At 64.0% G+C, this 25,322-nt stretch carries 19 protein-coding genes; 7 read left to right on the top strand and 12 right to left on the bottom strand.

Annotated features, from left to right (window positions below; all coding sequences use genetic code 11):
• Positions 1 to 76: 76 nt before the first annotated feature.
• Complete coding sequence (locus tag DU505_RS09485; protein ID WP_114478744.1) at positions 77 to 430, bottom strand: glutaredoxin family protein; 354 nt, start codon at positions 428 to 430, stop codon at positions 77 to 79.
• Positions 427 to 2,622 carry a bifunctional 23S rRNA (guanine(2069)-N(7))-methyltransferase RlmK/23S rRNA (guanine(2445)-N(2))-methyltransferase RlmL gene (gene rlmKL / locus DU505_RS09480; RefSeq protein WP_114478743.1) on the bottom strand — a complete coding sequence of 732 codons (2,196 nt, stop codon included), beginning with the start codon at positions 2,620 to 2,622 and terminating at the stop codon, positions 427 to 429. The genes DU505_RS09485 and rlmKL overlap by 4 nt, the downstream gene beginning before the upstream one ends.
• Before the next feature lie 267 nt (positions 2,623 to 2,889).
• Here rlmKL and rmf point away from each other — a divergent pair, with 267 nt between their 5' ends.
• Positions 2,890 to 3,096 (top strand): ribosome modulation factor, encoded by a 207-nt coding sequence (gene rmf, locus DU505_RS09475; protein ID WP_043516906.1) that lies wholly within the window; start codon positions 2,890 to 2,892, stop codon positions 3,094 to 3,096.
• A gap of 90 nt (positions 3,097 to 3,186) precedes the next feature.
• Here rmf and DU505_RS09470 read toward each other — a convergent pair whose 3' ends face one another.
• The 5 genes from DU505_RS09470 to DU505_RS09450 form a co-directional block, all read right to left on the bottom strand.
• Complete coding sequence (locus DU505_RS09470; RefSeq protein ID WP_114478742.1) at positions 3,187 to 4,236, bottom strand: quinone-dependent dihydroorotate dehydrogenase; 1,050 nt, start codon at positions 4,234 to 4,236, stop codon at positions 3,187 to 3,189.
• A gap of 141 nt (positions 4,237 to 4,377) precedes the next feature.
• Complete coding sequence (locus DU505_RS09465; RefSeq protein ID WP_114478741.1) at positions 4,378 to 9,219, bottom strand: NAD-glutamate dehydrogenase; 4,842 nt, start codon at positions 9,217 to 9,219, stop codon at positions 4,378 to 4,380.
• 206 nt (positions 9,220 to 9,425) lie between these two features.
• Positions 9,426 to 10,550 carry a tRNA (uridine(54)-C5)-methyltransferase TrmA gene (trmA, locus tag DU505_RS09460; RefSeq protein WP_114478740.1) on the bottom strand — a complete coding sequence of 375 codons (1,125 nt, stop codon included), beginning with the start codon at positions 10,548 to 10,550 and terminating at the stop codon, positions 9,426 to 9,428.
• A gap of 37 nt (positions 10,551 to 10,587) precedes the next feature.
• Positions 10,588 to 11,364: a glutamate racemase gene (gene murI, locus DU505_RS09455; protein WP_114478739.1), complete on the bottom strand. Its 777-nt coding sequence runs from the start codon at positions 11,362 to 11,364 to the stop codon at positions 10,588 to 10,590.
• A gap of 91 nt (positions 11,365 to 11,455) precedes the next feature.
• On the bottom strand, positions 11,456 to 12,001 hold the full coding sequence (locus DU505_RS09450; protein ID WP_114478824.1) for a hemerythrin domain-containing protein: 546 nt from the start codon (positions 11,999 to 12,001) through the stop codon (positions 11,456 to 11,458).
• A gap of 232 nt (positions 12,002 to 12,233) precedes the next feature.
• On the opposite strand from DU505_RS09450, the gene DU505_RS09445 reads away from it, so the two are divergent.
• Positions 12,234 to 13,571 carry a replication-associated recombination protein A gene (locus DU505_RS09445; protein WP_114478738.1) on the top strand — a complete coding sequence of 446 codons (1,338 nt, stop codon included), beginning with the start codon at positions 12,234 to 12,236 and terminating at the stop codon, positions 13,569 to 13,571.
• 103 nt (positions 13,572 to 13,674) lie between these two features.
• Here DU505_RS09445 and lolA read toward each other — a convergent pair whose 3' ends face one another.
• Both lolA and DU505_RS09435 read right to left on the bottom strand, forming a co-directional pair.
• A complete protein-coding gene (gene lolA / locus DU505_RS09440) occupies positions 13,675 to 14,304 on the bottom strand; it encodes an outer membrane lipoprotein periplasmic chaperone LolA (RefSeq protein WP_114478737.1) in 630 nt (209 codons plus the stop codon).
• 130 nt (positions 14,305 to 14,434) lie between these two features.
• Entirely contained in the window at positions 14,435 to 17,545 is a 3,111-nt protein-coding gene (locus DU505_RS09435; protein WP_114478823.1) for a DNA translocase FtsK, read from the bottom strand.
• Between the two features lie 247 nt (positions 17,546 to 17,792).
• Between DU505_RS09435 and aat the strand changes: the two genes are divergently transcribed.
• The 3 genes from aat to infA all read left to right on the top strand — a co-directional run bounded on the left by aat (position 17,793) and on the right by infA (position 19,681).
• A complete protein-coding gene (aat, locus tag DU505_RS09430; RefSeq protein WP_114478736.1) occupies positions 17,793 to 18,536 on the top strand; it encodes a leucyl/phenylalanyl-tRNA--protein transferase in 744 nt (247 codons plus the stop codon).
• A gap of 12 nt (positions 18,537 to 18,548) precedes the next feature.
• Positions 18,549 to 19,304 carry an arginyltransferase gene (locus DU505_RS09425; protein WP_114478735.1) on the top strand — a complete coding sequence of 252 codons (756 nt, stop codon included), beginning with the start codon at positions 18,549 to 18,551 and terminating at the stop codon, positions 19,302 to 19,304.
• A 158-nt stretch (positions 19,305 to 19,462) separates the two neighbouring features.
• Positions 19,463 to 19,681, top strand: coding sequence for a translation initiation factor IF-1 (gene infA / locus DU505_RS09420; RefSeq protein WP_010627817.1), 219 nt, complete (start codon positions 19,463 to 19,465; stop codon positions 19,679 to 19,681).
• A gap of 111 nt (positions 19,682 to 19,792) precedes the next feature.
• Here infA and clpA read toward each other — a convergent pair whose 3' ends face one another.
• From clpA to icd, 3 genes are all read right to left on the bottom strand, one after another.
• Positions 19,793 to 22,069: an ATP-dependent Clp protease ATP-binding subunit ClpA gene (gene clpA, locus DU505_RS09415; RefSeq protein WP_114478734.1), complete on the bottom strand. Its 2,277-nt coding sequence runs from the start codon at positions 22,067 to 22,069 to the stop codon at positions 19,793 to 19,795.
• Between the two features lie 140 nt (positions 22,070 to 22,209).
• A complete protein-coding gene (gene clpS / locus DU505_RS09410) occupies positions 22,210 to 22,605 on the bottom strand; it encodes an ATP-dependent Clp protease adapter ClpS (protein WP_245947871.1) in 396 nt (131 codons plus the stop codon).
• A gap of 149 nt (positions 22,606 to 22,754) precedes the next feature.
• On the bottom strand, positions 22,755 to 24,011 hold the full coding sequence (gene icd, locus DU505_RS09405) for an NADP-dependent isocitrate dehydrogenase (protein WP_114478733.1): 1,257 nt from the start codon (positions 24,009 to 24,011) through the stop codon (positions 22,755 to 22,757).
• A 118-nt stretch (positions 24,012 to 24,129) separates the two neighbouring features.
• On the opposite strand from icd, the gene DU505_RS09400 reads away from it, so the two are divergent.
• Together DU505_RS09400 and DU505_RS09395 are read left to right on the top strand one after the other, a co-directional pair.
• On the top strand, positions 24,130 to 24,753 hold the full coding sequence (locus DU505_RS09400) for a pseudouridine synthase (RefSeq protein WP_114478732.1): 624 nt from the start codon (positions 24,130 to 24,132) through the stop codon (positions 24,751 to 24,753).
• A complete protein-coding gene (locus DU505_RS09395) occupies positions 24,750 to 25,199 on the top strand; it encodes an NUDIX domain-containing protein (protein WP_114478731.1) in 450 nt (149 codons plus the stop codon). Before DU505_RS09400 ends, DU505_RS09395 begins: the two co-directional genes overlap by 4 nt.
• The last annotated feature ends 123 nt before the right edge of the window (positions 25,200 to 25,322 follow it).

The following is a 25,322-nucleotide window of genomic DNA, read 5'->3' as shown; positions in this document are numbered from 1 at the left end:
ACGATTGTTGCTAAAACGAAGATGTCATACCACCGAGCAGCAGCCCACTGGCATACGTAGGGTCAACGCATCCAGCTTACAGAAGGTAGCGCCGCCCCCCGGGACGCGGGGCCTGCTGCTTCCTCTGTTCCCGCACCTCCTGTGGCTCGAGCTCGCCCGCATTCAACCGCTGCCAGGCAGCCTCATCCAGCCAGTGACGCTCGGCCAGCCACGCCGCCAGGCGCGGCGGCTCGAAGCCGCGGTCGAGCTCCTTGCCCGACTCGTCCGCCAGTACCGGTATGCGCACCCCGTAGCATTCGATGAGGGCGTCATCTTCGCTGATCTCGACCTTCTCGAGGTGGTATTCACCCTGCAGCAGCAGGGCCAGCAGGGACTCCTGCTGCTCGCAGAGATGACAGCCCAGGGTGGTATAGAGTTTCAGCCGAATCATGCACCCTCCCGGTGGCGAATCAGGAAGCAGTGATGCAGGTCGGGGCGCCGTTGAAAATCCGGATCGAACGTCTTGGCCGAAATTTCCTGTACCGCATAGCGCTCGGCCAGCGCCGGGTCTAGCTGGAAGCGACGCTGATTGTTGGAGAACACCAGGGTGCCGCCAGGGGCCAGGCGCGCCATGGCCAGCTCCAACAGCCGACCATGGTCGCGCTGCACGTCCAGGGTACCGTCCATCTTCTTGGAGTTGGAGAAGGTGGGCGGGTCGAGGAAGATAAGGTCGAACTGCGCCCTGGCGGTCTCCAGCCAGCGCAGGCAGTCGTCGCGTACCACCCGGTGCCGCGCCGGATCGAGTCCGTTCAAGGCAAAGTTGTCCCGCGCCCACTCCAGGTAGGTATTGGAGAGGTCGACGCTGATGCTGTCCGATGCGCCGCCCGCCTCCTCGGTGCCCAGAGCCGCCTGAACGGTAGCCACGGCGGTATAGCAGAACAGATTGAGAAAGCGCGTGCCGGGCGCCATCTCGGCCAGCATGCGCCGCACCGGACGGTGATCGAGAAACAGGCCGGTATCGAGATAGTCACGCAGATTGACCCACAGCCGGGCACGCCCCTCGCGCACCTGGAAACGCTCCCCGGTGCTGGCCTGCTTGCGATACTGCTCCTTGCCACTCTGCTTCTCGCGGCGCTTGATCACCACCCGGCTCGAGTCGATGCCCAGCACCTCGGGAATCACCTGCAGGGCATCGAAGAGACGCTTCTGGGCCTGGTCGGCATTCACCGAACGGGGCGGCGCATACTCCTGGACGTGGACCCGGTCGTCATAGACATCGATGGCCAGGGCATACTCCGGCATGTCAGCGTCATAGAGCCGGTAACAGGTCTCGCCGGTCTGCTTGAGCCACTTCTTCAACCGCTTGCGGTTCTTCTCCAGGCGGTTGGCGAACATCTGCGCCCCTTCGCTGCGCACCGGCCCTTCCGCTTTCACCGGCTTCTCCGCGCCGGCAGCCGGCGTCACGTTCATCAACAGCAGCTTGGCATCGAGCGGCCCGTTCTTCAGCGAGTACTGCTTGTCGGCCCGCAGCCCGATGCGATGGCCAAGATCGGGGTTGCCGGTGAAGACGGCCAGACGCCAGCCGGGGAAGGCGCGGCGCACCCCCTCGCCCAGTTCGGCATAGAGTGCCACCAGCTCGGGCAACTCCCCCAGGCGCTCCCCATAGGGAGGGTTGGCGATCACCAGCCCCTGCGCCGCCTCATCGAGCTCGTCGGGGCGCTCCAGTTGCTCCAGCGAAGCGCCCTTGAACGTGACAAGGGCAGGAATGCCTGCCCGCATGGCATTGGCCTTGGCCGCCGCCAGTGCCGGCGGACTCTGATCGAAGCCGAACAGGCGGTTGCGACAACGCTTGCGGCCGATGCTGGCGCGCGCTTCCGCCTCGCGCTTGAGTTCCGCCCACAGCACCTCATCGTGCTGTGCCCAGCCGTGAAAGCCGAAGCGTACCCGGCTCAGGTTGGGGGCCATGTCGGCAGCCATCAGCGCCGCTTCGATCAGAAGGGTACCGGCACCGCAGAGGGGATCCACCAGGTGCTGACCGGCACGCAGGCGCTCCGGCCATCCGGCCCGTATCAGCAGAGCAGCGGCGAGATTTTCCTTCAGTGGCGCATGGCCGACGTCGCGGCGGTAGCCACGGCGATGCAGGCTCTCTCCGGAGAGATCCACGCCAAGCGTGAGACGGCCGCGATGAAGGTTGGCATAAAGGCGAAGGTCAGGGTCCTTGAGATCGACATCGGGCCGCGGCCTTCCCGCCGTCTGCAGGGCATCGACCACACCGTCCTTGACGGTCTGGGCACCGAAGCGCGTATGGCGGACCTGCTCCGAGCGGCCATGGAAATCCACCGCCAGCGAGGCACTGGCTCGCAGGTGGCGGGCCCAGTCCACGGTGGTTACCGCCTGGCGCAACGAATCGGGGCTCTCGATGCCCTCCTCGCGCACCAGGCAGAGCACGATGCGATTGGCCAGACGCGACCAGAGACAGGCACGATAGGCAGCCGCCAGGTCGCCCTGGAAGTGAACGCCGGCCACGGTGGTCTTGATCGGCTCGGCACCCAGGGCACGGAGCTCGTCGGCCAGCAGCTCTTCGAGCCCCTTGGGGCAAGTGGCCAGGAAGGCATGGGGTTCGGTTTGGAGTGACTCGCTCATGGTGTCGTTCCCGCCCCTCGGGTCGGGCATGTTCCTTTTGTTACAAAATTGAGTCCGGCTTTTGACGAAAGATAGGTCGACAATGACACCCGAAATGCGCTAAGACTAGTCTTAGTAGCTACTGTAAGGATGCATGCGTTCTCTTGGCGAGTCCTGTTTGGACTTGCACCCATTCGCTCTGCCGTTTCACACGGTTATGCGGGCGGTGGAACGTCGGGTCGTACATGTCGTGCGCCCCAAATTGGTACCTTTACGAGAGGTCATCCGATGAAAAGACAGAAACGTGATCGCTTCCAGCGCGCCTACCTCCATGGCTACAAGGCAGGCATTTCCGGGCGCTCCCGCGACGACTGTCCCAGTCAGGATGTCAATATACGTGAATACTGGATGAGTGGTTGGCGTGAAGGCCGTGGGGATCAGTGGGCCGGTATGACCGGCGTCTCCGGCATTCACAAGAACCCCATGGTGTTGTAACGCATTTCCCACCCAATCAACCGTCCCTTGCCGCCTATCCGAGGCGGTAACGACACAAGCCCGTGAGTCGCTTCACGGGCTTTCTTGTATCTAGCCCTCACTCCCCCCCTCTTCTCTTATCTTTCTCCGCGCCGCCCTGAGTGCCTCGGCACACTCTCCGACCAGGGACGGACCGCGATAAATGAAGCCCGAATAGAGCTGGACCAGATCGGCACCCGCCACGACCTTGGCCACGGCGGCCTCGCCGCTGTCGACTCCCCCCACGCCGACAATGGGCAATTCGGGCAAGTGGCGACGCAGCTCGCGAATGACGGTATTGGAGGGCTCGAAGACGGGAGGCCCCGACAGCCCGCCCTGCTCATCGGCATGCACCAGCCCGGAGACGGCGTCCCGCGACACGGTGGTATTGGTGGCAATCACCGCATCGATGCCATTGGAAGAAATGCTGGCAGCGACCAGCGCCACCTCCTCGGGCGTCATGTCCGGCGCAATCTTGACCGCCAGGGGTACTCGGCGCCCCGCCTGCTGATCAAGGCGGTTGCCGGCTTCGCGCAAGGTGCCCAGCAAGGCATCCAGATGTTCCCCGAACTGGAGGTTACGCAGTCCCGGCGTATTGGGTGACGAGATATTGACGGCTACGTAGTGGGCGTGGGCATGGGCCTTTTCCAGGCAGATCAGGTAGTCGTCCACCGCCTGCTCCACCGGGGTGGTCAGGTTCTTGCCGATGTTGATGCCGATGACGCCGTCATAGCGGCTCTTCTTTACCTGGGCCACCAGGTGATCGATCCCCGCATTGTTGAAGCCCATGCGATTGATGATCGCCCCCTGCTCCGGCAGGCGAAACAGGCGAGGCTTCGGGTTGCCCGCCTGGGGCCGCGGCGTGACGGTGCCCACCTCGACGAAGCCGAACCCCAGCGCGCCCAGGGCATCGAGGTGGTCGGCATTCTTGTCCAGCCCCGCCGCCAGGCCGAGCCGGTTGGGAAAGCGCAGGCCCATCACCTCCACCGGGTCGTCGACTCGCGCACCACCCAGCCGGGCAGCCAGCTTCAGGCGATGCGCCAGGTCCAGGGCCGAGAGGGCATACCCGTGCGCGGTTTCGGCATCGAGTCGAAACAGGATCGAACGGGCAAGCGGATACATGGGCATCTCCAGGGGTCTAGTACGACAGGTCAAGGGCGACAGGCGGGCGCGATTATAGCAGCGCTTCCCGCACATGACGACGAACCCCGCCGTAGCGGGGTTCGTTTCCACGATGAAGGATAGGCTTGATGACGTCTCGGCTCAGCTCTCGCCGTTGCTCTCCGCCAGGTCGACCAGCTCGCGGACCGCCACGGCAAACAGCGGGAAGCTTGCCTGGCTACCTCCGCTACGCACTTCGGCGATCAACCGACACCAGCGCTCATGCAGGGAACTGTGCATCTGCAGCCAGTTGTCGACCCGCTCCTCCGGCTCGCGGCCATCCTCCGTCTTCAGCACGCTGACCGTCAGCGCCAGCTGCTGGCGGTCGATATCGTCGCGGAAGGTCTCGCGGGCCTGGGCCTGCCAGCTGTCGCCCACCTCGAGGTTGGTCACCTGCTGGATCATCCACGGAAGCTCCAGCCGGCTGCCGATCTCGTAGAAGACCTCGGCGACGCGCTGCGGCTTCTCATCGGTCTGACGTGCCGCCTGAATGACGCCCAGCGCCCCGTACAGGCTGCCCGCCGCCGCTACGGTGCAGGCCAGCGCTTCCGGCACGTCCGCCTCGATCAGCTCGTTGCGCTTGAGCTCCCAGCGCTCATACTCCTCGCCACGCAGCAGCTCGCCGATGCCTTCCTGAAGCTGCGCCACCCGGGGGGCAAAGTAATCGATGGCATCCCGCGTGGAAAGGCCCAACCGCTGGCGCAGGAACCAGCGCGTGGTACGACGGATCAGGCGCATCAGGTCGAGCATCATCGAGTACTGGACGTCGCTCGCCACCTGATTGTCCAGGGCCTCCACTTGCTCCCAGATATCGGACAACTGGAAGCTGTCCCGGGCGACGATATAGGCACGAGCGACATCGGCCCGGCTGGCTCCGGTGGAGTCGATCAGGCGACGCACAAAGACGATACCCATGTGATCGACCAGGTCGTTGGCCACCTGGGTCGTAACGATTTCGCGCTTCAAGCGATGATCGTACATCTCGCCCCGGAAACGCTCGACCAGGACCGGCGGGAATATCCGCTCCAGATACTGCTGGATATAGGGGTCGTCGGGCACGTCGGAGGCGAGCACGTCGCCCTTGAGCACGCTCTTGGAGTAGGAGATCAATACCGACAGCTCCGGCAGCGTCATGCCCTGCCCGGTCGTGGCACGCTCCTGGATCGTCTCGTCGACCGGCAGGAATTCAAGCTCCCGGTCCAACTGCCCTTGGGCTTCCAGCTCACTGACGAAGCGGCGATAGGGTCCGATACCGTATTGAGACAGCATCTGCGAAAGGTAGATTGCCTGTGTCTGGCGATAGTTGTCGAGGATCACCAGATCGGCCACCTGCTCGGTCATGTCGGCAAGCAGCTGGTTACGCTGCTTCTCGGTCATGTCACCGCGCTTTACCACCTCGTCAATGAGGATCTTGATGTTGACCTCATGGTCAGAGCAGTTCACCCCACCGGCGTTGTCGATGAAGTCCGTGAAGACCTTCACGCCATTTTCGGCGGCTTCCATGCGCCCGCGCTGGGTCAGGCCCAGGTTGCCACCCTCTCCGACCACGCGGCACTTCAGCTCACGGCCGTTGATACGCAACGAATCATTGGCCTTGTCGCCAACTTCGGTGTCGGTCTCGTCACTGGCCTTCACGTAGGTACCGATGCCGCCGTTCCACAGCAGGTCGACCGGCGACCGCAGCATGGCGCGCAGCAGGTCGTTGGGCGAGAGCCGATCCTCGGCGATGCCGAATGTCTCCTGCATCTGGGGCGTTATCGCGATCGACTTGGCACTGCGCTTGAAGATACCGCCGCCTTCGGAGATCAGGGACTTGTCGAAGTCCTCCCAACTGGAGCGCGGCATCGAGAAGAGTCGCTGACGCTCGGCGAAGGTGGCCGCGGCATCCGGATTGGGGTCGACGAAGATATGCAGGTGGTTGAACGCACCCACCAGGCGAATCTTGTCGGACAGCAGCATGCCGTTGCCGAAGACGTCGCCGGCCATGTCGCCAATACCAAGCACGCTGAACTCCTCACGCTGGGTATTCAGCCCCAGGCTGCGGAAATGACGCTTCACCGACTCCCAGGCGCCACGAGCGGTGATGCCCATCTTCTTGTGGTCGTAACCGTTGGCCCCCCCCGAGGCGAAGGCATCACCCAGCCAGTGGCCATACTCGGCGGAGATCTCGTTGGCGATATCGGAGAAGGTGGCTGTGCCCTTGTCGGCCGCCACCACCAGGTAGGCGTCGTCGTCGTCGTGGCGCACGACGTCCCTGGGCGGCACCACCTCACTGCCCACCCGGTTGTCGGTGACATCGAGCAGCGCACGAATGAAGGTCTTGTAGCAGGCGATCCCCTCCTGCTGGATGGTGTCACGATCGGCTCCCTCGGGCATGCGCTTGCAGACGAAGCCGCCCTTGGCCCCCACCGGCACGATCACGGCATTCTTGACCTGCTGGGCCTTCACCAGGCCCAGTACCTCGGTGCGGTAGTCCTCATGTCGGTCGGACCAGCGCAGCCCACCACGGGCCACCTTGCCGCCACGCAGGTGCACACCCTCCACTCTTGGCGAGCAGACAAATATCTCGAAGGCGGGGCACGGCTTGGGTATTCCGGTAATCCGCCGGGGATCGAGCTTGTAGGCGATATAGTCCTTGGCGCGCCCCAGATCATTGCGTTGATAGTAGTTGGTCCGCAGCGTCGCCTGGATCAGCTCCATGTAGCGCCGCAGAAGCTGATCGTCGTTGAGGCTGGCCACGCCGTCGAGATGGCGGACGATACGCTCGATGCAGGCATCCACCTCCTCTTCGTCGGGGCGGTGAACCGGGTCGAAGCGTAGGTCGAAGAGCTTGACCAATTCACGGGTGATCTCCGGATGATTGGCCAGAGTCGCCGCGATGTAGTCCTGTGACATGCCGAAGCGAATCTGCTTCAGGTAGCGTGCATAGGTACGCAGCATCGCCACCTCGCGCCAATCCAGGTTGGCAACGATGATCAGCCGATTGAACGAGTCGTTCTCCGCCTCGCCGGCCCAGATCCGCCGAAACGCCTCGATGAAGGGTTCGCGCATCTGCTGCAGGCTGACCTCGGTACTGGTGTGATGCTCGAGGTCGAAGTCATGCAGCAGGTAACGGACGTCCGGCGTGTTGATCTCATAGGGACGCTCGCCGATGACCCGCAGCCCCAGGTTCTCCATGACCGGCAGCACGTCGGAGAGTGGGATCGGGCGGTCGCGCTGGAACAGCTTGAGATTGACCCCGCTCCCCTCCTCCTCGACCAGGCGATAGAGCGATAGCGCCAGGGGCTCGCCCTCATCCAACTCGGCCAAGTGTTGCAGGTCGAAGACGGCCGTTCGGGAACCGAAGTCTTCACGGTAGCCGGCGGGGAAGGCATCGCGGAAACGATCCATCAGCTCATTGGCCTGTTCCTCGCCGAAGCCCTCGATCATGGCTTCCTGCAGCTCATCGCGCCAGCTACGGGCCAGCTGAGCCACCTTGGACTCGAGGCGCTTGAGGTTGACTTCCCGGGGCACGTCGCTGTTGAAACGCAGGATGAACTGGATCCGGGCCAGTACCGACTCGGAGAGATAGGTGTTGAAATCCCCGAAGGTAGCGTCGAGCTCCTCGCAGAGCATCTGCTGGATGCGCAGGCGCAGGTCCGTGGAGAACACATCCCGCGGCACGAAGACCAGGCAGGAGTGGAAGCGTCCGGAATGGTCGGTACGCACGAAGATGCGAACCCGACGACGTTCACGTATATCGAGGATGCCCAGCGCCGTCCTGGCCAGCTCCTGGGTATCGATCTGGAACAGGTCGTCACGCGGATAGACTTCGAGAATCTGCAGCAGCTGCTTGCCGTTGTGGCCCTTGGGGTTGAAGCCGGCAATCTCCATTACCGCCTTGAGCTTGCGCCGCAGCAGCGGAATGTTGCGGGGAGATTCATTGTAGACAGTGGAGGTGAACAGCCCCAGGAAGCGATGCTCACCGATGACCCGGCCTTGGTCGTCATAGCGATCGATGGAAATATAGTCGGGATAGGTCGGCCGGTGTACACGAGCATGATGCGCGCTCTTGGCAAACGACAGCAGCTGGGGCACCAGCACGAAACGATTGCCATCGACGCCCAGCTCGGTACGAATGCGCTCCTGATAGCGCGGCAGGTCGAGACGAAACACGCCCAGCTCACTGCCGGACACCCTGGCCAGGCGATCTCCGTCGGCACCGGTCTCGATGGTGTACTCGTCGTAGCCCAGGAAGGTGAAATTGTCGCGAACCAGCCACTCGAGGAACGCCACGGCCTCCTCGTGATCGCCCGGATCGACCTCCTCGGGGCAGCCTTTGCGAAGCTCTGAAATGGCCTCCCTCGCCCGGTCGCACATCGCCTCGTAGTCACCCACGGCGATGCGCACGTCACGCAGTACCTCGTGAAGGGCACGCTCGATATCGGCCAGCAAGGCGGGGGTCGAATGGCGGTCGATCTCAATGGCAATCAAGGACTCGCGGTGTTCCGGGGCCTGTTCTTCCCGTGGGGAGCAGACCCGCCTCAGATTGTGCTCGGCGTCACGTTCCACCGCCAGCACGGCGTTATGGATCGCATGTACAGTGAGGCCGCGACGGTTGAGCTCGATCCGCACCGAGTCGACCAGGAACGGCATATCCTCGTGCAGGACGGCCACGAAGGTGTGCGACGACTGCCAGCCGTGTTCCTCGAAGTCGGGATTGAAGACCCGCACCTTGGGCGACGTCGGGTCGTGCTGCTGGATGAAGTGCCACACCGACAGGGTCGCACCGTAGAGATCGTCCAGCCTACGGTCGGCCAGGTCCTCCAGCGGCACCGTGGCATAGAAATAGCGGGCAAAGGCTTCCACCTCATCGGCCCGCTCCTTCTCCAGACGGCTATCCAGGCGCTCACGCAGCTGCTTGAGAATATCCTGTCTGCCTGTCTCGATCGTCTCGTATTGCATCCCTCACCTCGGCTGCCTGGAGCCGTAGCGTTACGGCCCTGGGGTAGATTCACCGCGGCCAACTGGCCTCGTGGTGCCAAGCATACTGCAGCCCCGGCGCGTACCCTACTGACTTGCCAGCCTTCTCATGGTGCATGTCGCTTGGGCATCGCCATATGACGATCTGCTACTTGACTTTTCCCGAGAGCAGGATTTCACAGGTCGACTCAGGTGGCGTGTCGCTCCAGGATTACGCCGCATTCGCAGTGATGGGTCCAGGGAAACTGGTCAAACAGCGCAAAGCGCGCGATCCTGTGCGTGCGGCACAACGTTTCCAGGTTCCGCGCCAATGTATCGGGGCTGCATGAAATATAGACGATACGGGGATACTCGCTCAGTTGTCGGCAACTCACGTCATCAAGACCCGCCCGAGGAGGGTCCACCAGAATCGTGGCGAAGTCGTATGTCTCCAGGCCCATCTCCGCTACCCGGCGCCCTCCTTTCTCCCCCTTGAGCGCCTCTGCAAACTCCTCCGCCGACATCCGCCCGATCACCGCGTTGTCGATGCCATTGGCAGCCAGGTTTTCCCGGGCGCTGGCTACCGAGGTGCGCGAGATTTCGGTGGCCAGCACGCGGCGAAAGTTCTCTGCCAGCGCAACGGTGAAGTTGCCGTTGCCGCAATAGAGTTCGACCAGGTCATGATCCTGGCTTCCACGTGTCACCTCCCGTGCCCAGACCAGCATGGCGCGACAGATCTCCGCGTTGGGCTGTGTGAAGCTGTTTTCCACCTGCTGGTAAACGAAGGAACGCCCGTCCACGTCCAGTCGCTCCCAGACATGGTCACGCTCAAGCACCAGTCGCTGCTTGCGCGAACGGCCGATGATGAAGATACCCAATTGAGACTGAAGCGCTCGCGCCTCGGCCTCCCAGGCCTCATCCAGCGGCCGATGATAGATCAAGGTCACCAGCGCCTCGCCGCTCAAGGTGGTCAGGAACTCCACCTGAAACAAACGATGGCGCAGCGTGGGGCTGGCCAGCAGCGCCTCGCGCAGCCGGGGCATCAACGCATTGATCTGCAGGCTGGCAACCGGATACTGGTCCAGGCGAACGACGCGCTTTTTCCTGGGATCTTCGGTGTCGCCCTCGGCCTCCTGCGTTTCGAACATCGCATAGAACAGGTCATCGCCCTCATGCCAGATACGAAACTCGCAGCGCTGGCGATAATGGCTCGGTGGCGATGCCAGAACCTCCAGCGGCGGCGGCGAGAAGGGAGCGAACTGGCGAACGATACGCTCGCGCTTGGCCTCGAGCTGCTGGTCGTAGCGCGCGGGATCGACAACGGGAAGGGACACGGCAACTCCTGTCGTGGGCGTGGCAAGGAAGAAAGTATCAATCGAGGGATAGCAGCTGCGGCGCGTCGAAGCCAAACGCCTCGAGGGCCCGGCTCAGGCGACTATCCAGGGCAGTGGCAAAGCTGCGGTCACACTCGCCGCGAGACGTGGGCCGAGCGACAACCTGAGCCGTCCGGCGTGCGATGGCCTCGCCGGAGTCGATCAGGCGCACCCCGCGGGGTGCCGCCTCGGCAATACAGGCGCCGAGCAGGGGAAAGTGCGTGCAGCCAAGCACCACGGTGTCCAGGTCCCCGGCTGACCAAAGCGGTGCCGTGGCGTCGCGGATGATACGCCGATCCGGCGTCTCGCCCGCCAGCAACCGCTCCGCTTGGCCCACCAGGGCATCGGCCGCCACGCGGGTGACCCGGCAGTCGGCGGCGAACTCCCGGATCAAGCGATCGGTATAGGGTCGGGACACCGTCGCACTGGTGGCGAGCAGGCCTATGTGTCGACTGCGACTCGACGCTGCGGCGGGCTTGATCGCCGGCACCGTGCCCACGACAGGCACCGCAAGCCGGTCGCGCAGCGCATCGAGCGCCAAGGTGCTGGCCGTATTGCAGGCCAGCACCAGCACACTACAGCCACTGGCCGCCACCGCGGCACTGCAGACCGACAGGATGCGCGTCACCAGCCAGTCATCGGGTCGCGTACCGTATGGCATCATGGCATTGTCGCAGGCGTAGGCCAGGGCGGCATTCGGCAGCTGGCGGCGCATCGGTGCAATGACCGACAGGCCGCCAACGCCGGAGTCGAAGATCAGAATCGGGCCGGACATGGGAAATAGGCCAACATGTGGGGGTCGCTCGGCTGCTGTGAGGCGCTTATTCTAGCAGCAAGCGGGGCAGGCTCCCATCCGGCCCAAGCCGTCAGGTTGCCGGTTCGGGCGCTTCCCGCAGTTCGGCATAGAGTTCGGGGTAGGCGGCCTGCAGTCGTTCCAGCTGGGCGGCGGCGCCGTCGGGCAGTGCCTCCGCCAGGCGCTCCAGGTCCTGGTCATTGAAGTGCTCACGAATCAGCGGGAAGAGCAGCTCCCGCTCGTCACGCAGGTAGGCCCGGTGTGCGTCGAGGTAGGCCTTCAGGTCCTCGGCGAAGCGGTCCATGGGCACCACGGCGTCCATGAGGATCATGTCGAGATCATTGGAGAGCCGCATCAGGCGCCGCCGCAGGGCTTGATAGTCGCTGGAAAGACGCTCGGCCAACGCGCCGCTCTCGGGGGCCAGGGCACTGAGACGCTCGGTGCAGACCCGCTCCAGCGGAACCGTGAATCCTTCCATGTAGTCGAGTATGTAGTCGACGACCTCCCGAACCAGTTGAAAATTGGGTCGTTCGCCGGATGCAAGGGCCTTCTGCTTGAGCTGAAGCACGTGCAACATGCGCGCCATATTGGCATGATCCTGACGCAGTTGGGTCAGCATGGGCATGTCAAAGCCTCCTCTACCATCGAATGAAGCGGGCAATAAGAGTTGGATGCGCGGGACGAACGCAGGTTCATTGTCGGGGCCGCTTATTCCGTGGCGACCCGATCGGGCATGGTGCCATATCACCCTAGTCCCTTTGGCTTAACACCGCACATCGCCCAAGGTCGTATTGCATCATTCTTCAATTACCAAAACAGCTGACGAAACATACAGTCACAAGGAGCGCTTCATGGACCTGTTCGGCCAGCCCTCGGACGATGCGGCACCACTGGCCTACCGCATGCGGCCCCGCCGCTTGGAGGACTACGTGGGCCAGCAGGCTCTGGTGGGCCCCGGCAAGCCGCTACGCCGAATGGCGGAGACCGGCACGGTCCGCTCGATGATCCTCTGGGGCCCCCCGGGGGTGGGCAAGACCACCCTGGCCGACATACTGGCCACGGAATCCGGCTCCCGACTGGAGAGACTCTCGGCGGTGATGGCCGGGGTCAAGGATATCCGCGAGGCGGTGTCCCGGGCAGAAGTGGCACGGGGGCAGGGGCAGCCAACGCTGATGTTCCTCGACGAGATCCACCGCCTCAACAAGAGCCAGCAGGATGCCCTGCTGCCCCACGTGGAGTCGGGCCTGCTGACGCTGATCGGCGCCACTACCGAGAACCCCTCCTTCGAGGTCAACTCGGCGCTGCTCTCCCGGGCCCGCGTTCACGTGCTCAAGCCCCTCGACGAAGCCGAACTGACCACCGTGATGCGCCAGGCCCTGGGCGACAGCGAACGCGGCCTGGGCAGTCGCCGCATCGCGGTGGATGACGAGATCCTCTCCATGCTGGCCCGGGCCGCCGCAGGCGACGCCCGGCGCGCCCTGGGCCTGCTCGAGACCGCCTGCGACTTCACCGTCGCCGATGGCGATCATGAGCGCCTGCCCCGGGAAGCACTGGAAGCGGTGATGGGCCATCAGGCCAGCGCCTTCGACAAGCAGGGCGACTACTACTACGACCTGCTCTCGGCCATCCACAAGTCCATCCGCTCCTCGCGGCAGGATGCCGCCCTGCTCTACATCGCCCGCTTCATCCAGGGCGGCGGCGACCCGTTGGACGTGGTCCGCCGGCTCGCCGCCATCGCTTCGGAGGACGTGGGCAACGCCGACCCCCGCGCCCTGCCCCTGGTCATCTCCGCCTGGGACGCCTACCTGCGCCTGGGCGACTACGAAGGTCAGCGCGCCATTGCCCACGCCGCCATTCATCTTGCCGTGGCCCCCAAGAGCAACGCCATCGACCAGGCATGGCATCGTGCCAAGGCGTTCGTGGCCGCCCAGCCGAGCCTGGAGGTGCCCGGCTACCTGCGCAATGCCCCGACCAAGCTGATGGAGTCACTGGGCCATGGCCAAGGGTATCGCTACGCCCATGGCGAACCGGAAGGCTACCCGGCGGGCAGCGCCCACGACTGCTGGCCCGACGACCTGCCCCACCAGGCGTTCTACCAGCCCAGCGATCACGGCCAGGAGAAGCGCTACGCCCAGCTGATGGCCTGGCGTGCCGCGCTGGATGCCCAGGCCGATGAAAGCGGAGAGTGAGCGCGCGGACAGGTCACGGAAGAGAAGCGATAGAAAAATGAACCAGAAACAGCCGCGCCGCCTCAAGGGCGGCGCGGTTGCATCATGGGTACCTGAGGGGGGATCAGTGGGTGTCGCGGATCACATCGGTGCCGTCGGGAATCTCGAAGGTAAAGCGGCTGTCGTCGATGGACTGGTTCATGCGCACGTCACGAAACTCGATGGCGGTGCGCTGGCCAGTGCTGTCGGTCATTTCCAGCCCACGCAACTCTTCGCCGCGGAAGGTCATCTCCAGCTCCTCGAACAGGGTGTCGGGCGACTTCGGCACCAGCCGGAAGGACTCATTGCTGCCCTGCTGCTGACGCGTGACGTCGTAGTTCTCTGTCAGTTCGCTGGCACTGCCGGAGAGCAGCAGCGCCGGCGTGTGGGTGACCCGCTGGTCCAGCGCCTGCACGGTGACCTGCTCCAGGTCGGGGTCATAGAGATAGACCTCACTGCCGTCGGAGATCACTTCCTGCTGATAGGGTGCATCCACCTCCCAGCGGAACTTGCCGGGACGCGACAGCCACATGGTGCCGCTCGCCTGCTGCAGGCGCTGGCCGCTGCCGTCGAGAATCTGTTGCTCGAAGCTGGCCTGATAGGTCTCCAGGGGCTCCAGCATCGTGGCCAGACGAGCCGCGCCTTCACTGGCAAGGGCGGTAACCGGCAGCGCGAGCATCATGGTCAGTGCGGAAAGGGTCTTCTTTAATGTCATTAGCGCTATCTCCATGGACAAGGTCCGTGATGTGGAATCCTGTCAATCGGACCCGGTGAACGCCGACGGGTTGCATGGCCGCCGGCGCTTTCACGTTTGATGCATGTTTGGCGATGGGTCGAAACCGGCGTCAATTCCCCACCGGCGGCGGTGCCAGGACTTCGCGAGCGCCATTGGTACCCATGGAAGAGACCACGCCGGCCGCCTCCATCGCCTCCACCAGCCGCGCTGCCCGGTTGTAGCCGATCTTGAAGCGGCGCTGCACCGCGGAGATGGAGGCGCGCCGGGACTCGGTCACGAACTGCACCGCCTCGTCGTAGAGCGCGTCCTGCTCGGCGTCGCCACCCTCGCTGCCTTCTGCCTCCAGCCCGGTCAGCGCGTCCGCTGAGACCCCGCCGGAGAGGATCTCCTCGATATACACGGGCTCGCCGCGGCGCTTCCAGTCCTCGACGATGCGATGCACCTCGTCATCGTCGACGAAGGCGCCATGAACCCGGGTCGGCAGGCCGGAACCGGCCGGCAGGTAGAGCATGTCGCCATGGCCCAGCAGGTTCTCGGCACCGCCCTGGTCGAGAATGGTGCGGGAGTCGACCCGCGAGGAGACCTGGAAGGCCATGCGGGTGGGGATGTTGGCCTTGATCAGGCCGGTGACCACGTCCACCGAGGGCCGCTGGGTCGCGAGAATCAGGTGGATACCGGCGGCTCGCGCCTTCTGGGCCAGGCGCGCGATCAGCTCTTCGACCTTCTTGCCGACGATCATGAACATGTCGGCAAACTCGTCGATCACCACCACGATATAGGGCAGCTTCTCCAGCACCGGGGACGGCTCGTGCATTTCCCAGGGCTGGGGGTCCCACAGCGGATCGGCGACCTGGGCGCCGGCCCGCTCCGCCTCGTCCAGCTTGCCGTTGAAGCCGGCGATATTGCGCACCCCCATGGCCGCCATCAGCTTGTACCGGCGCTCCATCTCGGCCACACACCAGCGCAACGAGTTGGCGGCCTCCTTCATGTCGGTCACCACCGGCGCCAGGAGGTGCGGGATACCGTCATACACCGAGAGTTCGAGCATCTTGGGGTCGACCATGATCAAGCGCAGCTCCTCCGGCGTGGCCTTGAGCAGCATGGAGATCAGCATGGCGTTGACCCCCACCGACTTGCCCGAGCCGGTGGTGCCGGCCACCAGCAGGTGGGGCATCTTGCCCAGGTTGGCAACGACGGGGCTGCCGCCGATGTCCTGACCCAGCGCCATGGTCAGCGGCGACGCCTCCTGCTGGTAACGATCGGAGTCGATCACCTCGCGCAGGCGGATCATGGCGCGATGCGGGTTGGGGATCTCGATGCCCACCGTTGGCCTCCCGGGGATCACCTCGACGACTCGCACGCTCTTGACCATCAGCGAGCGGGCCAGATCCTTGGCCAGGTTGCTGATCTTCGAGACCTTTACTCCGGCGGCCGGCTTGATCTCGAAGCGGGTGATCACCGGTCCGGGCCAGGTATTGACGACCTCGGCCTTGACGCCATATTCGCGCAGCCGGGTCTCGAGCAGCTCTGCCATGTCGGTCAGCTGCTGCTCGGTGTAGTTCTGCTGGTGCGGCTCTGCCGGGGTCAACAGGCGCAGGCTCGGCAGCTCGCCGTCGGGTTCCGCCAGCTCGTCGAACTGCGGACGCTGGCTCTGCAGATGCTCTACCGTCCACAGCGTCGGGCCCTCGGGCTGGGCCGCCGCGGCACGGGCCTGCTCGGCGGTGGCGACACGCCCTTCGCCTTGCGGCTCCCCGGCCGGCTCGTCTTCGTCAGGCTCGCCAGCCTGGGACTCCGGAGGGGCGGCGGCGTCCTCTCTTGAGGCGGACGCCTCCTGCCAGGCTCGCAGGCCGGCCGCCTGATCGGGATAACCCCCGGATCGTTCGGTCTCAGGCTTGGTCTCAGGCTTGATCTCAGGCTCAGGCACGGCCGGGCCACTCCCATCCTGATCATCGACCAGGCTGTCCCAACTGAGCCGCGGCTCCTTCGTCTCCTGGCGTTCATCGGGCTGCCAGTCACTGAGCCCCGGCTCACGCCGCGACGTAGCCGCCGCCCCTGCCTTCTCCTGCTCCGGCTGGGGTCTCTGTGTGTCGCCAATGGAGGTCGTCGCCTCGACAGGAGCATCCCGCTGATCGTTGCGCGCAGTGTCACCATCGGCCATCGGCTCCTTGCCTTCCGTGGCCCGCAGCGGCATGGAAGTCGAAGCCGGCTCGTCATGGCGGCTGGCACTCAGGGGATAGAAGCCCGCAGCAACCACACCAGCCGCCGACTCGCCCCCCAGGGAGGGCTCCGGGGGTGAAACCGATGCCGGGCCAGCGCCATGGGCATGCGCCGCTTCACGAGCGCTATAGGCGGCCTCAGGTCGCTTCGCCGATGGCGTCCGCTCGGGCACTTCCCACGGAATATCGGTTTCACCATCGTCACCGAAGCCGGATGACAGGCTGGGCTCGTGGGATACCGCACTGCCGATGGCCGGCTCTACCCCACCGCCACCCCAGGGCAGCAGCCGCCGCCAGCCACGCCGGCCGGATGACGACACCCTATCTCCCTCGTCCGCTACCGATTCGTCGAAGGGCTTCTCATCGTCCTCGCCATCGCACTCTGGCTTTCGCGCCTCCTGGCGCTCTCGAACCAGGCCGAAAGGCGTGGCGGCCCAACGCCAGAGCTGCAGCCCACGATGCCCCAGTTCGTCCATCACCGTCAGCCATGACAGGCCGGTAAACAGGGGAAAACCGCAGAGTATCGCCGACAGGGCGAGCAGCCCCGTGCCACCGGCGTCAACCAGCGGCATCAGGGCCCCCACCAATCCTTCACCGAGGATGCCACCGGACGCATAGGGCAGCTTGCTCTCGGGGCTGTAGAAATGCAGCGCGCCCAGGGTGGTCGTCCCCAATAGCAGCAGGACCAGCCCACCCAGACGCACCGCCACTCCCGTGGCATCCCACTCGATGTGCACCCTGCGCGATCGGATCAGCCACCAGCCGGCGAAACCCAGCATGCCGGGCCACCAGAGGGCACTGGCCCCAAACAGTGAATAGAGCACGTCGGACAGCCAGGCCCCGATGGGCCCCATCCAGTTGTCGACGTCCGTCTCCGGCCCGCGATGGGACCAGCCGGGGTCTGCCGGCTCATAGCTGAATAGCGCCAGCAGCAGGAACACGCAGCCCGCCAGGAGCAGGATGATCGCACCTTCGCGGGCAGCGCCGTGCAGGTGGAGTCCCATGCGCCGCGCCGTCTGCCGGGCATTCTCCGCCGTCGCGCGCCGAGGCACGCTCTTTTCCTTTGCACTCAACTCGCCAACCCCCTCGCGCCGCACCTGGCGGCGCCTTTCATAAGCATTCGTATTGCCGGTTTCAGCCGTTCATCATACCGGGAGAGCAGGCCCCGGCACAGTAGCCGTGGGCTTTGCTTGAGGAAGAGTCGCTCCGCCCTCAAACTAGATACACCCTCACGACAAGGAGCACCACACCATGCTGCCCTGGCTTCCCGAACGACCGGTGAGCTTCCCCCCCGTGTCACAGGCGTTGCGTGACCCGGACGGGCTGCTGGCAGCAGGAGGCGCTCTGACACCCCAATGGCTGCTGGCCGCCTATCGGCGTGGCATCTTTCCCTGGTACAGCGACGATCAGCCCATCCTGTGGTGGAGCCCGGATCCTCGCATGGTGCTCTTTCCCGACGCACTACGCATCAGCCGCAGCCTGGCCAAGCGATTGCGCAACGCCGACTTCCGGGTGACCTTCAACCGCGCCTTCGGCGCAACGGTCGACGCTTGCGCGGCCCCCAGGCCGGGCCAGCCCGGCACCTGGATCACCCGGGAAATGCGTAGCGCCTACATCGACCTGCACCGGCTGGGCTATGCCCGCTCCGTGGAGGTCTGGCAAGGCGACCGGCTGGTCGGCGGGCTCTACGGCGTCGCCCTGGGCCCGGTTTTCTTCGGTGAGTCGATGTTTTCCCAGGCACGAGATGCCTCCAAGGTAGCGCTGGTCCACCTGGTTCGCGCCATGCAGCAAGGCAACGGCCGGCTGATCGACTGTCAGATGCATACCCGTCATTTAGCCAGCCTGGGGGCTCGCGACATCGCCCGCGCCGAATTCATCGGCTATCTTGAAGAGTGCCTGGCGAACCCGCATTCGACCGGCGGCGATCACCCGCTACCCGACTGGCCGCTGCCCGAGATCGACCCCTGCGCCGAGACCATATCCGCTTTCAAATAGGAGGCGACCCACGTGAGCAGCAATACGCCTCAGCATCCGGTACGGGATCTGCGCTTCTTCCTGACCGTGCCTCACGCCTGCAGCTATCTCGAAGGCCACGAGGCGACAACGCTTTTCCTGGACCCCCAGGAGTCTCACAGCCAGGGCGTCTACGATGCGCTTGCCCTGCTCGGCTTTCGGCGCAGCGGACGCCACCTCTACCGCCCCCACTGCGAGGGTTGCAGCGCCTGCCTCTCGGTTCGCATTCCGGTACAGGACTTCCAGCCCAGCCGCAGTCAGCGACGCATTCGTCGACGCAACGCGGATCTTCGACTGATCGAGCGGCCGGCACTGTTCGACTCCGAACACTATGCGCTGTACGAGCGCTACATACACGCTCGCCACAGCGATGGTGACATGTTCCCGCCAAGCCACGAGCAGTACCGCACCTTCCTGACCCTGGACGAGCACTACTCACGGCTGATGGAATTCCGGCTCGACGGCCGGCTGCTGGCCGTATCGGCCTTCGATCACCTGGAACATGGGCTATCGGCCATCTATACCTTCTTTGATCCTGACCCGCAGTGGGATCGCCGGTCGCTGGGAACCTATGCCGTTCTCAGCCTGGTGAAGGAGGCATATCGCCGCGACCTGCCCCATGTCTACCTGGGCTACTGGATCCAGAATTGTCGCAAGATGGCCTACAAGGAGGCGTATCAGCCCCTGGAGGTACTCGACGGCCGGCATTGGCGGCGCACGCTCCCCACCGCAAATGTATCATCAAAGTAAGGCCTTCTTTGCCTTGACGCCCAGCTTGCGGCACAATACCGCGCTATCCAACGGCACAGAGAGTTACCGCTGTCGCCACATGAGGCTTCTGACCGTCCGGCACGGTCGTCACAGGAAGCCGTCGGAATCATCGATACCATCAGCGAGGAACCGCCTATATGGCACGTGAAGACCATATCGAAATGGAAGGCGTCGTCGTCGATACCCTTCCCAACACCACCTTTCGCGTCGAGCTGGAAAACGGCCACGTCGTGACAGCCCATATCTCCGGCAAGATGCGCAAGAACTACATCCGCATCCTCACCGGTGACAAGGTCAAGGTCGAGCTGACTCCCTACGACCTCACCAAGGGACGTATCGTCTACCGCTCACGCTGATAGCGCACGAGCCCGCTCCTCCCGCACCACAACGGCTCCCCGCACACACGACAACGCCCCGTCCGAAGACAGGGCGCTGTGTCGATGTCGAGCGGGTGCTAGCCTGCCCCGTCAAGGGGCGTCGGCCAACTCCGCCTCTGTGGAGAGGTGCAGTTCGCCATCCTCCACGTTGACGTGCACGATCCCGCCATGCTCCGCCAGTTCGCCAAACAGGATCAGCTCGGCCAGTGGCTTCTTCAGCCGCTCCTGGATGATACGGGCCATTGGGCGCGCGCCCATGCTCGGATCGTAGCCCTTCTCGGCCAGCCAGTCCCGCGCTGCCATGTCCACATCCAACTGTACCCGCTTCTCGTCGAGCTGCGCCTGTAGCTCCACCAGGAACTTGTCCACCACGCTGCGCACCACCGAGGTGGGCAGGGAGTGGAACTGGATGATGCCATCGAGCCGGTTGCGGAACTCCGGCGAGAAGGTCTTGCGAATCACCTCCATGGCATCGGTGGAGTGGTCCTGGGACTGGAAGCCGATGGAGCGTCGTGCCTGCTGCTCGGCTCCGGCGTTGGAGGTCATGATCACGATCACATGGCGGAAGTCCGCCTCACGCCCGTTGTTGTCGGTCAGCCGCCCGTGGTCCATGACCTGCAGCAGCAGGTTGAAGACTTCCGGGTGTGCCTTCTCGACTTCGTCGAGCAGCAGCACGCAGTGGGGCTGCTTGGTGATCGCCTCGGTGAGCAGGCCACCCTGGTCGTAGCCGACATAGCCCGGGGGCGCGCCGATCAACCGGGATACGGTGTGACGCTCCATGTACTCCGACATGTCGAAACGCACCAGTTCGATGCCCATGATCCGCGACAGCTGGCGCGCCACCTCGGTCTTGCCCACCCCGGTGGGGCCGGCGAACAGGAAGCTGCCCACCGGCTTGTCGGGGGACTTGAGGCCAGCACGCGAGAGCTTGATCGCAGCCGAAAGGCTGTCGATCGCCTCGTCCTGACCGAACACCAGCATCTTGAGATCGCGATCCAGGTTCTCGAGCAGCTTGCGGTCGGAGCTGGAAACGCTCTTCGGCGGAATCCGCGCAATGGAGGCCACCACCGCCTCGACCTGATCAACGTCGATGGTGTCGATGCGCACCTCCGGCGGCAGCAGCCGCTGGTGGGCACCGGCCTCGTCGATCACGTCGATGGCCTTGTCGGGCAGGTGGCGATCGTTGATGTAGCGATCCGCGAGCCGTGCCGCACTCTCCAGAGCCGCATCGGTGTACTTGAGCTGGTGATGCTCCTCGAAGCGCGAGCGCAGCCCCTTGAGGATGCGGATGGTGTCATCCACCGAGGGCGCCATCACATCGACCTTCTGGAAGCGACGGGCAAGTGCACGATCCTTCTCGAAGATGCCGCGGAACTCCTGGAAGGTGGTGGACCCGATGCAGCGCAGATCACCGGAGGAGAGCAGCGGCTTGAGCAGGTTCGAGGCATCCATGACGCCGCCGGATGCCGCCCCGGCACCGATCACAGTGTGGATCTCGTCGATGAAGAGGATTGCATTGGGCTGCTTCTTGAGCTCAGCCAAGAGGCTCTTCAGGCGCTTCTCGAAGTCGCCGCGATACTTGGTGCCGGCGAGCAGGGCCCCCATGTCCAGCGAATAGACCACCGCGTCGCCGATCACCTCGGGGACGTCCTCTTCGACGATCCGCTTGGCCAGACCTTCGGCGATGGCGGTCTTGCCGACACCGGCCTCACCCACCAGCAGCGGATTGTTCTTGCGCCGCCGCGCCAGGATCTGGATGACGCGCTCGAGCTCATGTTCACGCCCGATCAGCGGATCGATCTTGCCGATCCTGGCCTGCTCGTTGAGGTTGGTGGCATAGCCGGTCAGCGGATTGGTGCTGGTTTCCGCACTCCCCTCTTCCGCTTCCTCGGAATCCGGCGGTGGTGAGGAGGGGCTGTGTCCGTGACCAGCCACCTTGGAAATGCCATGGGCGATGTAGTTGACCGCATCGACCCGCGCCACATTCTGTTGCTTGAGGAAGTAGACCGCCTGGCTTTCCTGCTCGGAGAAGATCGCCACCAGCACATTGGCACCAGTGACTTCACTCTTGCCCGAGGACTGCACATGGAACACAGCCCGCTGCAGAACACGCTGAAAGCCGAGGGTCGGCTGGGTTTCACGGTCGCTCTGATCCTCGGGGATCAGCGGAGTGGTGGAGTTGATGAAATCCTGCAGGTCGGACCGCAGCTTGTCGAGGTTGGCCCCACAGGCTCTCAGCACATCGGCTGCGGAGGCATTGTCAAGCAGAGCCAGCAGCAGGTGCTCCACGGTCATGAACTCGTGCCGCTTGGAGCGGGCCACGGTAAACGCCGTGTTCAGGGTCAGTTCAAGTTCTTTGCTCAGCATGGCAGTCCCCTTCTCGCCGCTTAGGGCTTGCATCGGATCTTTTGTGGTCCGGCACCATCAACATCGGGCACAAACGCCGCCGTTGCAAGTCTCTTCCTCAACGACTGACATTCTATTTCCGCTTCGACCATGTCCGGAAGTCAGTCCGCCGCCTCGATATCGCAGAGCAGCGGGTGCTGACACTCTCTTGCATATTGATTGACTTGGTGACTTTTGGTTTCCGCAATGTCGCGGGTAAATATGCCGCAAGTGGCCTTTCCCTGGGTGTGAACCGTCAGCATCACCTGCACCGCGGTCTCACTGTCCATGTGGAAGAAGCTCTGCAGCACCTCCACCACGAACTCCATTGGGGTGAAGTCGTCATTGTGCAACACCACCTTGAACATCGGTGGTCGCGCCACCTCGGGATCCGAGGACTGAACGGCGAGATCGTCGTCCCCCTCTTCATCGGGTCTGTCCTCGGGACGCGGCGGCCTGGTCATGCCGGCGATACTACTGACCAGCTCCCACGCGTTCGGGTCTTCTGTCTTGAACATAAAAGCCACATACCATCTCGACAAGCCGACCACAGCAGACGTCTCGAAAAACATTGGACGCCTCAGTGCCGGCAGGGTTCATGGTTCTGACGCAAAAGGCCCTCGCCCGCCTGGCGGCGGACGAGGGCCCCGGGTGCTCGCCGAGCCGTTTACATGTTATCGGCGACGGCCTGGCCGAACTCGGAGCACTTCAGGAGTTTGGCATCGTCCATCAGGCGATGGAAGTCATAGGTGACCTCGCCCTTGGAAATCGCTTTCTCCATGCCCTTGAGGACCAGATCCGCAGCCTCGACCCAACCCATGTGACGCAACATCATCTCGGCGGAGAGGATCAGCGAGCCCGGGTTGACCTTGTCCTGACCGGCGTACTTCGGCGCGGTGCCGTGGGTCGCCTCGAACATGGCTACGGTGTCGGAGAGGTTGGCGCCCGGCGCGATACCGATACCGCCGACTTCTGCCGCAAGTGCATCAGACAGATAATCGCCGTTGAGGTTCAACGTGGCGATGACGTCGTACTCGGCCGGACGCAGCAGGATCTGCTGCAGCATGGCGTCGGCGATGACGTCCTTGACGACGATGTTCTTGCCGGTCTTGGGATTCATGAACTGCATCCAGGGGCCGCCGTCGAGCAGCTCGGCGCCGAACTCCTCCTTGGCGATCTCGTAACCCCAGTCCTTGAAGGCACCTTCGGTGAACTTCATGATGTTGCCCTTGTGCACCAGGGTCAGCGACTCGCGGTCGTTGTCCACGGTGTACTGCAAGGCCTGACGCACCAGACGCTTGGTGCCTTCCACGGAGACCGGCTTGACGCCGATACCGCAGTTTTCCGGGAAGCGGATGTTGGTGACACCCATCTCTTCACGGAAGAACTTGATGACCTTGTCGGCTTCGGCGGAACCGGCCTTCCATTCGATACCGGCATAGATATCTTCGGAGTTCTCGCGGAAGATGACCATGTCGACATCGCCAGGCTTCTTCACCGGGCTCGGCACGCCCTCGAACCAGCGAACCGGACGCTGGCAGACATACAGGTCGAGCTTCTGGCGCAGGGCGACGTTCAGGGAGCGGATACCGCCACCAACGGGCGTGGTCAGCGGGCCCTTGATGGAGACGACGTAGTCCTTGACGGCTTCCAGGGTCTCTTCCGGGAGCCAGGTGTCGGCATCGTAGACCTGAGTGGCCTTCTCACCGGCGAAGACTTCCATCCAGTGAATCTTGCGCTCGCCGTTGTAGGCGTGCTGTACGGCTGAATCGATGGCGATCTTCATCGCCGGCGTCACGTCGACACCGATGCCGTCACCCTCGATGAACGGGATGATCGGCTCGTTCGGCACGTTCAGGGTGTTGTCAGCGTTGACGGTAATCTTTTCGCCGCCTTCAGGTACGACAATTTTCTGGAACCCCATTGAGAACTCCCCTGTCTGGTCTATTCAGTGGAGCGCGGAGTATAGCATTCACCCGGACAGTCGGAGTAGGCTTGCTCTCATATTTGTCGACAATCTATGGTAGCAAGACCTTGGTCGAATGAGCTTTCTCTATCTGCTGCACAAGCCCTACCGCATGCTTTCCCAGTTCACCGACCGCCCGACCGAGGGTGGCGGGGCGGGAGATGATGAGCGGCGCGCCACCCTCGCCGACGTGCTCGACGTGCCGGGGGTCTATGCCGCCGGCCGGCTCGACTACGACTCCGAAGGCCTGCTACTGCTGACCGATGACGGTGCGCTGATACACCGCATCAGCGACCCTCGCCACAAGCAACCCAAGACCTATCGGGTACAGGTGGAAGGCCGCCCGAGTGATAGTGCCCTGCAGGCGCTGTGCCATGGGGTAAGATTGAAGGATGGCATGACGCGACCGGCCAGGGTGCGACGGCTCGAGGAGAGTGGGCTGCCGCCACGCACACCGCCGCTGGACCCGAAGCGCCACCCGGTGACCAGCTGGCTGGAACTGACCATCAGCGAAGGACGCAACCGCCAGGTGCGGCGCATGACGGCCCATGTCGGCCACCCCACCCTGCGGCTGGTGCGCGTCGCCATCGGCCCATGGCTGCTCGACGGCCTGGCGCCGGGAGAGTGGCGTCGGGAGGTCCTGCACGCCCCACGCACCGCATCACGGCGCTCACCGCGCCGCAAAGGAGGTCACCGATGAGCCGCTGGCAACCGCATGTCACCGTGGCCACCGTGGTGGAGCGCGCTGGCTGCTTCCTGATGGTCGAAGAAGCTCCGGATGGCGGAAAGACGCTCTTCAACCAGCCCGCCGGCCATCTCGAGCCCGGCGAGCGGATCCGCGAAGCCGCCCTGCGCGAACTGCGCGAGGAGAGTGCCTGGCAGGTCGGCATCACCGACTACCTCGGGCTTTATATCTACGAAGCCCCCGGCGGCCAGACCTTTCACAGCCATGGCTTCTTCGGCATGGCCTTGGCCCACCTGGGCAATGACCTGGATCCGGCTGTCATTGCCGTGCACTGGCTCACCCTGGAGGAGATCGAAGCGCTGGATCGACAGGGCCGGCTAAGAAGCCCGCTGGTGCTGCGTCGCATACGCGACGCCCTGGCCAGCCGCTTTTATCCCATGGATGTCATCCACGAGCGCTGAGCCAGCGCTAACTAGAGCATCCTTCGCCCGGCCACCTGACGGCGCCAGTCGCGACGCAAAGTCGGGGCGCCGAACCGAGCGCTCCAACAAGGTAGGCGGCTTCCGCGCTGTAGGAGCATCTTC

The organism is Billgrantia montanilacus (genome assembly GCF_003336675.1).
Lineage (GTDB): Bacteria > Pseudomonadota > Gammaproteobacteria > Pseudomonadales > Halomonadaceae > Halomonas > Halomonas montanilacus.
Note: the sequence above shows the minus strand (reverse complement) of the source record. Positions and strands in the feature narration are given on the sequence as shown.